A 12,309-nucleotide genomic window follows, 5' to 3' on the forward strand; every position below is an offset into this window, starting at 1 on the left:
TTTCACGTTATAACTTACGGGCAAACGACTGCTTTTAATCATTCCTTGATGTAGTTTCTGCCTTTTTTGTTAGACGTGATAAAGGACACAATGTGAAAACTTTCGGAAAGGTCTGGCTCGTTGGAGCAGGTCCCGGTGATATTTCATTGCTCACCCTCAAAGCGATGATGTGCATTAAACAGGCTGATGTCATTATTTACGATCGGCTGGTCAATCCTAAAATTTTGGAATGGGCATTACCTGATTGCCTGCTTATCAATGTCGGCAAAAATCCAGGCTATCATTGTGTTCCTCAGGATGAAATTAACGCATTACTGGTCCAGTATGCCCAAACACATAGCAACATCGTACGCCTGAAAGGGGGCGATCCTTATGTGTTTGGTCGTGGGGCCGAAGAAGTTGAGGATCTTGTTGAAACGGGTATCCCATTTGAAGTTGTGCCGGGTATCAGTTCTACCATCGGCGGCCTGACCTATGCCGGAATTCCGGTGACGCATCGCGATTTCGCCTCCGGTTTTCACGTGGTGACAGGCCATACGCGGGAAGGCAACCAGCAGCAGGACTGGCGTCAACTGGCGAAGCTAAATGGCACGCTGGTTATCGTCATGGGTATCGCCAATCTGGCGTTTATTTGCGAAGAGCTGTTGATGGGCGGTAAATCAGCAGATACACCCGCTGCGCTAATTATGTCCGCCACCCGGGAGAATCAACGCCGACTAACCTGTACGCTCGGTTCATTACTGAGCAAAGCGCAGGAGGCTAACATTGCTCCACCTGCGCTGATTGTTATTGGTGAGGTGGTGACCCTGAGCGATCGGCTCTCTTTTATACCCGACGCCATCACCTTGCCAGAAGATCTTTACTGCGAAAGCCTGGCATGACGAAAAGACTGGGGCGACGTTTGATGCGCCGCCCTGAAAACGCGGCAAAAGTAGCTGGTTTGCGCGTATTGAAGTTTCCTGGCAATACTGTCTATTGAATGCTCAGGGTCGTGCAACAACTCCCCCGCTTTCTGCATTTTTTTCTGACTCACCCAGGTTTTAAAATTAACGCCCAGCCGTTTCTTAAAAAATCGGCTGAAATAGTTCGCGCTTAAGCACACATGCGCCGCGACGGATTCCAGGGATAATTCACCATATAAATTCTCATCAATATAACGCAGCGCCGCCAGAAGTTTTTTCTCATGACGGGAAGGTTCAGTAACATAATGACGAATGTAACGGATCGGTGAAACTGAAACTTGAGCGGATTGTTGTTCTTCCGCATAATTATCAACAATAAAACTTAACAAATTAGCCGACGCTACCAGCGTATTATTATCCACTACCGCAACCTGACCCCATTCAGCTTTTATTTTTGGATCATCCATCCATGAGAATTTATTACCAATAACAATAGTTTTATATTCCTGATACTTTGGCCGGACCTGTCCGCAGACAATAAAACCACAAAGATGCCCTTCATCAATTAATGGCATCGAGAACAGACTTAACCCGGCATGACAGGTGAGTATTCTGGGCTTAAGCTGTTTCAACCCCTCAAAAGCACACTGCTTATCGCATTTTTGGCAGTCCACACGATAGCGCTCATCCGCCCGCATTAATCTGCAGAAAGAATTAAAATTATGACAATCTGAGAGTGGCTTACCATTAATATCAATAACAACCGTGGCTAACCCGGTCGCACGGGAGAATATTTCGGCTATCGAGAAAAAACCGTGTAAATAATCATTCTGAATTTTCAGCAGCACGTTCTCCTCCAGCACTCATAATATTAAAACCGATAATATGCAGAATTTAACCAAGAGAAAGAATGATGTTGACCGCAAAAAATAATCTCATTTGTGCAGATGATTATGATCAATTGGCAAGAAAAATATTTAAGGACAAAAAAAAGGCCATCATCAGATGGCCAACCATGTCGAAACGGGACCAGCCCTTGACCATGCAGAGAGTCAGGGCTGTTTTTTTACTTCTTACTTAATAACGGTTTTCAGCGCTTCACCGATATCGGCCAGGCTGCGCACGGTTTTAACGCCAGCAGCTTCCAGAGCCGCGAATTTCTCGTCTGCGGTACCTTTACCACCAGCGATGATCGCACCGGCGTGGCCCATACGTTTGCCTTTCGGCGCGGTGACGCCCGCGATGTAGCCAACTACCGGCTTGGTGACGTGATCTTTAATGTACGCCGCCGCTTCTTCTTCCGCGCTACCGCCGATCTCGCCGATCATCACGATCGCTTCGGTCTGCGGATCTTCCTGGAACAGCTTCAGAATGTCGATGAAGTTAGAGCCAGGAATCGGGTCGCCGCCAATACCTACACAGGTGGACTGGCCGAAACCGTAGTCGGTGGTCTGCTTAACCGCTTCATAGGTCAGCGTACCGGAACGGGAAACGATCCCCACTTTGCCCGGCTTGTGAATGTGACCCGGCATGATGCCGATTTTGCATTCGCCCGGGGTGATCACGCCTGGGCAGTTCGGGCCGATCATGCGTACGCCAGCTTCGTCCAGCTTCACCTTCACGGTCAGCATATCCAGCGTCGGGATACCTTCGGTGATGGTGATAATCAGTTTGATGCCTGCGTCGATCGCTTCCAGAATGGAGTCTTTGCAGAACGGCGCCGGAACGTAGATCACGGTGGCGGTAGCGCCGGTCGCTTCTACGGCTTCACGAACGGTGTTGAACACCGGCAGACCGAGGTGGGTGGTGCCGCCTTTGCCTGGCGTTACGCCGCCAACCATCTGCGTACCGTATGCAATCGCCTGTTCGGAGTGGAAAGTCCCCTGGCTACCGGTGAAGCCCTGACAGATAACCTTGGTATCTTTATTAATTAAAACTGACATTATTTCCCCTCCACTGCGGCAACAACCTGCTGAGCTGCATCCGTCAGACTTTTCGCTGCAATAATATTCAGGCCGCTATCAGCCAGTTTTTTCGCGCCGAGCTCGGCGTTGTTGCCTTCCAGACGAACGACAACCGGGACGTTAACGCCCACTTCGGCTACCGCGCCGATGATACCGTCAGCGATCAGGTCGCAACGTACGATACCGCCGAAGATGTTAACCAGAACGGCTTTTACATTGTCGTCGGAGAGGATGATTTTGAACGCTTCGGTTACGCGCTCTTTGGTTGCGCCGCCGCCCACGTCGAGGAAGTTAGCCGGTTCGCCGCCGTGCAGTTTAACGATGTCCATGGTGCCCATTGCCAGGCCCGCACCGTTAACCATACAACCGATGTTACCGTCCAGTGCGACGTAGTTCAGTTCCCACTGTGCAGCCTGCGCTTCACGAGGATCTTCCTGAGACTGGTCGCGCATTTCGCGCAGGTCAGCCTGGCGGAACAGTGCGTTACCGTCAGCGCCCAGTTTGCCATCGAGGCAGATCAGATCGCCCTGTTTGGTTACTACCAGCGGGTTGATTTCGATCAGCGCCAGGTCGCGCTCCAGGAAAATGGTCGCCAGCCCCATGAAGATTTTGGTGAATTGCTGAACCTGTTTACCTTCCAGACCCAGTTTGAACGCCAGCTCACGCCCCTGGTAAGGCATCGGTCCTGCCAGCGGATCCAGCGCCACTTTGTGGATCAGGTGCGGGGTTTCTTCCGCTACTTTTTCGATTTCCACGCCGCCTTCAGTCGAAGCCATAAAGACCACGCGACGGGAACTACGGTCAACCACTGCGCCGAGGTAAAGTTCTTTACCGATATCGGTCGCCGCTTCAACCAGAATCTGATTTACCGGTTGGCCATTAGCGTCTGTCTGGTAAGTCACCAGACGTTTCCCCAGCCAGTGCTCAGCAAAAGCGCGAATGTCTTCTTTGCTGTTAACAACCTTCACACCGCCCGCTTTACCACGGCCACCAGCGTGAACCTGACATTTCACTACCCACGGGCCTGCGCCGATTTTAGATGCGGCTTCTTCAGCTTCACGCGGAGTATTACAGGCATAACCCACCGGTGCCGGTAAGCCATAGCGGGCAAAAAGTTGTTTTGCCTGATATTCATGTAAGTTCATGTGTTCTGTCCATCCTTCAGGTAATCGTTATCTTTTACCCGTAGGTCTGATAAGGCGTCCAGACCTACGGGGCAGGTGATACTCTTTTTCGTTACACGTCCAGCAGCAGACGCGTTGGATCTTCCAGCAACTCTTTAATGGTTACCAGGAAGCCTACTGACTCACGACCATCGATCAGACGGTGGTCATAAGACAGCGCCAGATACATCATCGGCAGAATTTCAACCTTGCCGTCTACCGCCATCGGACGATCTTTGATGGCATGCATACCCAGGATGGCGCTCTGCGGTGGGTTGATGATCGGCGTAGACATCAGGGAACCGAACACACCGCCGTTAGTGATGGTGAAATTACCGCCCGTCAGATCTTCAACCGTCAACTTGCCGTCGCGACCTTTTACTGCCAGTTCTTTAATGTTCTTCTCAATGTCAGCCATACCCAGCAGATCCACATCACGCAGGACCGGCGTTACCAGGCCGCGCGGCGTGGAGACCGCCATGCTGACATCAAAGTAGTTGTGGTACACCACGTCATCGCCATCGATAGAGGCGTTGACTTCTGGATAGCGTTTCAGCGCTTCAACCACCGCTTTCACGTAGAAAGACATAAAGCCCAGACGGATACCGTGACGTTTTTCGAACGCATCACCGTATTGCTTACGCAGGTCCATAATCGGCTTCATGTTGACTTCGTTGAACGTCGTCAGCATGGCGGTGGAGTTTTTCGCTTCCAGCAGACGCTCGGCTACGCGTTTGCGCAGACGGGTCATTGGCACACGTTTTTCGCCACGCGCACCCAGTTGAGGCTGAGGCGCAGGCGCGGCTGCTGGCGCTTTGGCTTCGTCTTTTGCTGCCGGCGCTTTGGCCAGATGCTTTTCCACATCTTCGCGGGTGATGCGGCCACCAACGCCAGTGCCTTTGATGGCGCTGGCTTCGAGGTTATGTTCACCGAGCAGGCGACGGATCGCCGGGCTCAGGGCATCGTTGTTCTGCTCTGCAAGCGACGCCTGCTGGCGCTGTGCCGGAGTAGAATCTTTCTCTTCAGACTTGGCGCTGGTTTCTTTACCAGTGCTGTTGCCTTCACGCAAGCGACCGAGGATCTGGCGGGAGGTGACGGTTGTCCCTTCATCTTCCAGAACCGCATCAAGGATACCGTCCGCTGATGCCGGTACTTCCAGTACCACTTTGTCAGTTTCGATTTCTACCAGTACTTCATCACGACGTACTGCATCGCCCGGTTTTTTGTGCCAGGTTGCAACCGTTGCATCCGCTACGGATTCAGGCAGGTCGGGAACAAGAATATCTACGCTACTCATTATTTATCCTTTATTTAATCGACGTTCAGCGCGTCATTAACCAGATCTTGTTGCTGTTTCTGGTGAACGGACATATACCCTACTGCCGGAGAGGCAGAGGCCGGGCGACCTGCATAACGCAGAGCGGACCCAAATGGAATCACTTCACGGAAATGATGCTGACTGCAATACCATGCGCCCTGGTTGAGCGGCTCTTCCTGGCACCAGACAAAATCATGTACGTGAGCAAACGGTTTCAGCGCTTCCTGCACCGCTTTATGCGGGAACGGATAGAGCTGTTCGATGCGCACAATGGCAACATCTTTTTGGTCATTCTTGCGGCGTTGCTCCAGCAGGTCGTAATAAACCTTACCAGAACACATCACAACACGCTTCACGCCTTTCGGATCAAGTTCATCGACTTCGCCAATAGCCGGCAGGAAGGTGCCATTTGCCAGTTCGTCCAGCGTAGACACCGCCAGCGGGTGACGCAGCAGCGACTTCGGTGACATCACCACCAGCGGACGACGCATACCGCGCAGCGCCTGACGACGCAGCATGTGGTACACCTGTGCCGGGGTGGACGGGACGCAAACCTGCATGTTTTGCTCAGCGCAAAGTTGCAGATAACGTTCCAGACGCGCGGAGGAGTGCTCCGGGCCCTGACCTTCGTAGCCGTGCGGCAGCAGCATAACCAGACCGCACATACGACCCCATTTCTGTTCGCCGGAAGAGATGAACTGGTCGATAACGACCTGAGCACCGTTGGCGAAGTCACCGAACTGGGCTTCCCAGATAGTCAGAGTGCGCGGTTCTGCCGTGGCGTAACCGTATTCAAACGCCAGCACCGCTTCTTCAGACAGTACGGAGTCCCATACGCGGAACGTGCCCTGGCCGTTATGCACATGCTGCAGCGGGGTGTAGGTTGAACCGTTCGCCTGGTTATGAATGACCGCGTGACGGTGGAAGAAGGTTCCGCGACCGGAGTCCTCGCCCGACAGACGAACCGGGATGCCTTCGTCAACCAGCGTGGCGTAAGCCAGATTCTCTGCGCCACCCCAGTCGAACAGCTTCTCGCCTGCGGCCATGGCCTGACGATCGCCGTAAATTTTGGCAACGCGCGACTGCATTTCAACCGCTTCAGGTACAGTGCTGATGCGTTTAGCCAGCTCCTGCAGACGCTTCATCTCAACTTTGTTCGGGTAGCTTTCGTCCCATTCGTGGTTGAGATATGGCGACCAGGTGAAGGAGTGCATGTTCATTGGACGCCACTCTTTCACTACACACTCGCCAGCATCCAGCGCATCGCGATACAGGTTGACCATTTCGGTCGCATCTTCCAGCGTGGCGACTTTATCCGCTTCCAGCTTGTCAGCGTAGATTTTGCGCGGGGTCGGATGCTTTTTGATTTTCTGATACATCAGCGGCTGGGTTGCGCTCGGCTCGTCGGCTTCGTTGTGACCGTGACGGCGGTAGCACACCAGATCGATGAAGACATCGCGTTTGAAGGTATTACGGAAGTCCAGCGCCAGACGCGTCACGAAAGCGACCGCTTCCGGGTCATCCGCATTGACGTGGAAAATCGGCGCCTGAACCATCTTACCGATGTCGGTGCAATATGGGGTAGAACGCGCATCCAACGGGTTAGAGGTAGTGAAACCCACCTGGTTGTTAATAACGATGCGAACGGTACCGCCCACTTCGTAACCACGCGCTTTCGACATGTTCAGGGTTTCCTGCACCACGCCCTGCCCGGTCACCGCCGCATCACCATGAATGGTGATAGGCAGGACTTTATTGCTGCTCGGCTCATCCAGACGATCCAGACGCGCACGGACGGAACCGATTACCACCGGGCTAACAATTTCCAGGTGTGACGGGTTAAACGCCAGCGCCAGGTGTACCAGACCGCCTTCGGTTTCGATATCTGACGAGAAGCCCATGTGGTACTTCACGTCGCCAGTGCCGAGATGTTCTTTATGTTTGCCCGCGAATTCGTCGAACAGATCCTGCGGCTTTTTACCCAGCACGTTGACCAGTACGTTCAGACGACCACGGTGCGCCATGCCCAGCACCACTTCACGCGTACCACTGTTACCCGCGTGGCGGATCATCTCTTTCAGCATCGGAATTAACGCATCACCGCCTTCCAGCGAGAAGCGTTTCGCGCCCGGGAACTTCGCGCCCAGGTAACGTTCCAGACCTTCCGCTGCGGTCAGTTCGCTGAGGAAGCGTTTTTTCTCTTCACTACTAAACGCGGCGCGGCCAGACTCGATGCGCTGCTGAAGCCAGCGTTTTTCTTCGGTGCTGGTGATGTGCATATACTCGGCGCCAATCGGGCCGCAGTAGGTTTGTTTCAGCGCAACAACCAGGTCGCTCAGCTTCATGGTGTCTTTACCGCCGGCAAAAGAGCCTACGTTAAAGCTTTCCTGGAAATCCGCATCGGTCAGATCGTGGAAAGACGGATCCAGATCGGCCACTTTCTCTTGCTGCCACAGTCCCAGCGGATCAAGATTCGCATGTTGATGACCGCGGAAACGGTAGGCGTTAATGAGCTGCAGGACTTTAACCTGCTTCACATTGGCATCAGGGTCGGAAATAGAAGAAGAGTAACGTGGGGTAATCAACGCCTGCCGACGGAAATAATCACGTGTTTTTGAGTGGAGTTGATCCGGTTTGACTCCGGTGCCAGGTAACTGCTGGAACGTCGAACGCCAGTTAGCATCTACCGAGTCAGGGTCGGTTAAGAAGTCTTCATAGAGCTGTTCTATCCAGCTCTGGTTCGAGCCAGAGAGGTAAGAAGAGTCCAACCAGGCTTTCAAAGCGCTGTTCTGCATCGTGATCCCTTAAGCATTTGTATGCTTACTTCGCCGTGGATACTACCACGCACACCGATGTGCGTGCCGGGGTTCACTTGCGAGCTCTTTTTGTTTGGCTCGCGAAGGAACCTTTAAAAACTGTCTAATCATGTGGCAGTTTTTAGAGGTTTCCTACATTAACAATTTGCCTGATGGCGCTTCACTTATCAGGCCTACGGGATTGTACCTGTAGGCCGGATAAGACGTTTACGTCGCCATCCGGCAACCACTACAACAACTTATGCACTACGCTTGAGCAGCATCGACTTAATATGGCCGATGGCGCGCGTCGGGTTCAGCCCCTTAGGACATACGCTGACGCAGTTCATGATGCTGTGACAGCGGAATACGCTGAAAGCGTCACTTAAACCTTCCAGGCGGCTGTCGGTCTCGGTATCGCGGCTGTCAATCAGGAAGCGATACGCAGCCAGCAGACCAGCCGGACCGATGAATTTGTCCGGATTCCACCAGAATGATGGGCAGGACGTTGAGCAGCATGCACACAAAATACATTCATACAGCCCATCGAGCTTCTCACGCTGCTCTGGCATTTGTAAATGCTCGCGAGCCGGTGGATTTTTCCCATTATTCAACAAGTAAGGCTTAATCTTCTCATACTGTGCGTAGAATTGTCCCATGTCTACCACCAAATCGCGCACAACCGGTAAACCCGGCAGCGGGCGAATGACAATTTTCTTGCCCGGCTGATTCAGCGCAGAAACAGGTGTGATACAGGCCAATCCATTTTTGCCGTTCATGTTCAGACCGTCAGAGCCGCAGACCCCTTCACGGCAGGAGCGACGAAACGATAGCGACGGATCTTTTTCTTTCAGCTGCATCAATGCATCCAGCAGCATCATGTCGCGCCCTTCTTCCGCTTCCAGGGTGTAATCCTGCATGCGCGGAGCATCGTCAACGTCCGGGTTATAGCGATAAACTGAAAACTCGAGTTTCATTGTCCTGTCTCCGCATTAATAAGTACGAATCTTCGGCGGGAATGCCGGGCGCAGCTTCGGTTCCATATTGACTTGACGTCGCGTCATGGTTTCCGACTCTGGCAGGTACAGGGAATGGCACAGCCAGTTTTCATCATCACGTTCCGGGAAGTCGAAGCGGCTATGCGCGCCACGGCTTTCGGTACGGAAGTTTGCAGAGACTGCGGTGGCGTAAGCGGTTTCCATCAGGTTATCCAGCTCCAGACACTCAACGCGCTGGGTGTTAAATTCACTGGAGGTATCATCCAGACGGGCGTTTTTCAGACGCTCGCGAATCGCTTTCAGCTCTTCCAGTCCTTTCGCCATCGCATCGCCTTCGCGGAATACCGAGAAGTTATGCTGCATACATTCCTGCAGCGCTTTGCGAATGGCGACCGGATCTTCGCCGTTACGGTTGCTGTTCCAGCGATTCAGACGAGCCAGAGAAGCATCGATCTCGTCTTCCGTCGCATCCAGCAGGTCGCCCTGTTCCGCGATAGATTCCTGCAGATGCAGACCCACCGCACGACCAAAGACCACCAGATCCAGCAGCGAGTTGCCGCCCAGACGGTTGGCGCCGTGAACCGATACGCAGGCGATTTCGCCTACCGCAAACAGCCCCGGAATCACCACATCTTCGCCCTGCTCGTTCACGGTCAACGCCTGGCCGGTTACTTTGGTCGGGATACCGCCCATCATATAGTGACAGGTAGGAATTACCGGGATCGGCTCTTTCACCGGGTCAACGTGGGCAAAGGTACGAGACAGTTCGAGAATACCCGGCAGCCGGGACTCCAGCACTTCTTTACCCAGATGATCGAGTTTCAGCTTGGCGTGCGGACCCCATGGGCCGTCGCAGCCGCGGCCTTCACGGATTTCGATCATGATGGAACGCGCCACCACGTCACGACCCGCCAGGTCTTTCGCGTTCGGGGCATAACGCTCCATAAAGCGCTCGCCGTGTTTGTTCAGCAGGTAGCCGCCTTCACCACGACAACCTTCTGTGACCAGCACGCCCGCGCCAGCGATACCGGTCGGGTGGAACTGCCACATTTCCATATCCTGCACCGGCACGCCAGCGCGGATAGCCATACCTACACCGTCACCGGTGTTGATGTGGGCGTTAGTGGTTGATTGATAAATACGACCTGCGCCACCCGTCGCCAGTACGGTGGCACGAGCTTTAAAGTAAACGACTTCACCGGTTTCAATACACAGTGCGGTACAACCGACAATCGCGCCATCAGCATTCTTCACCAGGTCCAGTGCATACCACTCAGAGAAGATGGTGGTGTGGTTTTTCAGGTTCTGCTGATACAGGGTGTGCAGGAGCGCGTGGCCGGTACGGTCTGCCGCTGCTGCGGTACGTGCCGCCTGCTCGCCGCCGAAGTTCTTCGACTGACCGCCAAACGGACGTTGATAAATGGTGCCATTATCGAGACGAGAGAACGGCAGGCCCATATGGTCCAGCTCCAGAATCGCTTCCGGGCCAGTTTTACACATATATTCAATTGCGTCCTGGTCACCAATGTAGTCCGACCCTTTGACGGTGTCGTACATGTGCCATTCCCAGTTATCTTCATGAGTATTACCGAGCGCCACGGTGATGCCACCCTGCGCAGATACGGTATGGGAACGGGTTGGAAAAACTTTGGAGAGCAGCGCACAGGTCTGTCCGCTCTGGGAAATTTGCAGCGCCGCGCGCATACCTGCGCCACCGGCACCAATCACAACAGCATCAAATTCTCTGACTGGCAGTTTCATTACACACCCCACACCACAACAAATCCATAAATGACGTAAACCACCAGCGCAACGACGATAGCCAGTTGCAGAATCAGGCGTACAGCCAGAGGTTTAACGTAGTCGGTCAACACCTGCCACATGCCAATCCAGGCATGAATCAAGATGGAAAAAAGTGCCAGCAGAGTGAAGACTTTGGTGAATGCCGATGAGAAAAAACCGGTCCAGACTTCAAAGGTCAACTCACCGCTGGTGGCGAAGAAGCCGACCATATAGATGATGTATAACGTCAGAACGATAGCGGTAGCACGGACCAGAATGAAGTCATGTACGCCGTTGCGTCCTAATGCGGAGGCGTTGCTTACCATACGAGGACTCCTGCGAGAAGTGAAAGCACGACAATGATAACGAAACAAATTTTGGCGGAGCGTGTCCCTGCTTCGAGGGTTTCTTCGATATAGCCAAAATCCATCAACAGATGGCGAATGCCCATTACGGCGTGATAGGCCAGCGCAATCAGGATCCCCCACATGATTAACTCCACGAAGAAGTTATTCATAATGGATGACGCCGTGAGGAAACCTTCAGGGGAGGAAAGGCTGGTACCCAATAACCACAACAGAATCCCGACCGCCACGAAGGTGATCACTCCGGATACGCGATGGAGAATGGACGCTATCGCCGTGATTGGGAACCGGATCGTTTGCAGATCCAGATTGACAGGTCTTTGTTTTTTCACATTTCTTATCATGAATAACGCCCACATGCTGTTCTTATTATTCCCTTTGGACTTCGGGCACAGAAGATGAAGACTTCTGTAGTCTGAAAGACGCCGGGATTTCCTTCCTCCGGTCTGCTTGCGGGTCAGACAGCGTCCTTACTATAACTACGCGTCATATAAAACACTGCTTCCAGTTGCTAAAACGACACGTTACAACGCTGGTTGGCTCGGGATTGCAGGGTATTCCGGAGACCTGGCGGCAGTATAGGACGTTCACAAAATCATTACAATTAACCTACATATAGTTTGTCGGGTTTTATCCCGAACAGTGACATAGGTCACGATAACAACATTATTTTAATTTTTAATCATCTGATTTGACAATCATTAAACAAAGTTGTTACAAACGACACCAGAAAAAGCATATAATGCGTAAAAGTTATGGGGTCACTCTTTCACCGGAGATTTAGTTATGTAACAGTGTGGAAGTATTGACCAATACCTTCAGGACAGTTATTAGTGATAGACAGGTTAAATAATTCGGATTGCTAAGTTGTTGATTTGTTACTATTTCACCATGAGTTAACTGATTTACCTGCAAGCGCCCATTGCTCTGTACCCTGGTTTTCGCCTCTATCGCAGAGCGGCGAGCCGAATAAAAAACTGGTAACGGTTGATTGATGTATCGAAAACAAGTCTGACTTCCGC

The 12,309-nt window shown here is 52.6% G+C and carries 10 protein-coding genes and 1 pseudogene; 2 read left to right on the plus strand and 9 right to left on the minus strand.

Annotated elements, in window-relative coordinates:
- Window positions 1-92 precede the first annotated feature (92 nt).
- The gene (gene cobA, locus FDX04_RS09755) at window positions 93-881 is read left to right on the plus strand and encodes a uroporphyrinogen-III C-methyltransferase (RefSeq protein ID WP_042309705.1); all 789 of its coding nucleotides are present in this window, start codon (window positions 93-95) and stop codon (window positions 879-881) included.
- Here the strand turns inward: cobA and FDX04_RS09760 are convergent.
- The 9 genes from FDX04_RS09760 to sdhC form a co-directional block, all read right to left on the minus strand.
- Entirely contained in the window at window positions 860-1,750 is an 891-nt protein-coding gene (locus FDX04_RS09760; RefSeq protein WP_137360527.1) for a PocR ligand-binding domain-containing protein, read from the minus strand. The genes cobA and FDX04_RS09760 overlap by 22 nt on opposite strands.
- A gap of 225 nt (window positions 1,751-1,975) precedes the next feature.
- On the minus strand, window positions 1,976-2,845 hold the full coding sequence (sucD, locus tag FDX04_RS09765; protein ID WP_003022929.1) for a succinate--CoA ligase subunit alpha: 870 nt from the start codon (window positions 2,843-2,845) through the stop codon (window positions 1,976-1,978).
- A complete protein-coding gene (gene sucC / locus FDX04_RS09770) occupies window positions 2,845-4,011 on the minus strand; it encodes an ADP-forming succinate--CoA ligase subunit beta (RefSeq protein WP_038638897.1) in 1,167 nt (388 codons plus the stop codon). Before sucC ends, sucD begins: the two co-directional genes overlap by 1 nt.
- Window positions 4,012-4,102: 91 nt before the next feature.
- Window positions 4,103-5,326 (minus strand): 2-oxoglutarate dehydrogenase complex dihydrolipoyllysine-residue succinyltransferase, encoded by a 1,224-nt coding sequence (odhB, locus tag FDX04_RS09775; protein ID WP_137349216.1) that lies wholly within the window; start codon window positions 5,324-5,326, stop codon window positions 4,103-4,105.
- A 14-nt stretch (window positions 5,327-5,340) separates the two neighbouring features.
- Window positions 5,341-8,142, minus strand: a complete 2,802-nt coding sequence (gene sucA, locus FDX04_RS09780) for a 2-oxoglutarate dehydrogenase E1 component (RefSeq protein ID WP_038638891.1) — start codon at window positions 8,140-8,142, stop codon at window positions 5,341-5,343.
- A gap of 260 nt (window positions 8,143-8,402) precedes the next feature.
- A complete protein-coding gene (gene sdhB, locus FDX04_RS09785) occupies window positions 8,403-9,119 on the minus strand; it encodes a succinate dehydrogenase iron-sulfur subunit SdhB (RefSeq protein WP_038638888.1) in 717 nt (238 codons plus the stop codon).
- 15 nt (window positions 9,120-9,134) lie between these two features.
- Window positions 9,135-10,901: a succinate dehydrogenase flavoprotein subunit gene (gene sdhA / locus FDX04_RS09790; RefSeq protein ID WP_137370862.1), complete on the minus strand. Its 1,767-nt coding sequence runs from the start codon at window positions 10,899-10,901 to the stop codon at window positions 9,135-9,137.
- Window positions 10,901-11,248 (minus strand): succinate dehydrogenase membrane anchor subunit, encoded by a 348-nt coding sequence (gene sdhD, locus FDX04_RS09795; RefSeq protein WP_005122550.1) that lies wholly within the window; start codon window positions 11,246-11,248, stop codon window positions 10,901-10,903. Before sdhD ends, sdhA begins: the two co-directional genes overlap by 1 nt.
- Window positions 11,242-11,646 (minus strand): succinate dehydrogenase cytochrome b556 subunit, encoded by a 405-nt coding sequence (sdhC, locus tag FDX04_RS09800; RefSeq protein ID WP_042309715.1) that lies wholly within the window; start codon window positions 11,644-11,646, stop codon window positions 11,242-11,244. Before sdhC ends, sdhD begins: the two co-directional genes overlap by 7 nt.
- A 383-nt stretch (window positions 11,647-12,029) precedes the next feature.
- Here sdhC and FDX04_RS24315 point away from each other — a divergent pair.
- Window positions 12,030-12,140: pseudogene (locus FDX04_RS24315) on the plus strand (hypothetical protein).
- Window positions 12,141-12,309 lie beyond the last annotated feature (169 nt).

Source organism: Citrobacter sp. wls615 (genome assembly GCF_005281355.1).
Classification (GTDB): domain Bacteria; phylum Pseudomonadota; class Gammaproteobacteria; order Enterobacterales; family Enterobacteriaceae; genus Citrobacter; species Citrobacter werkmanii.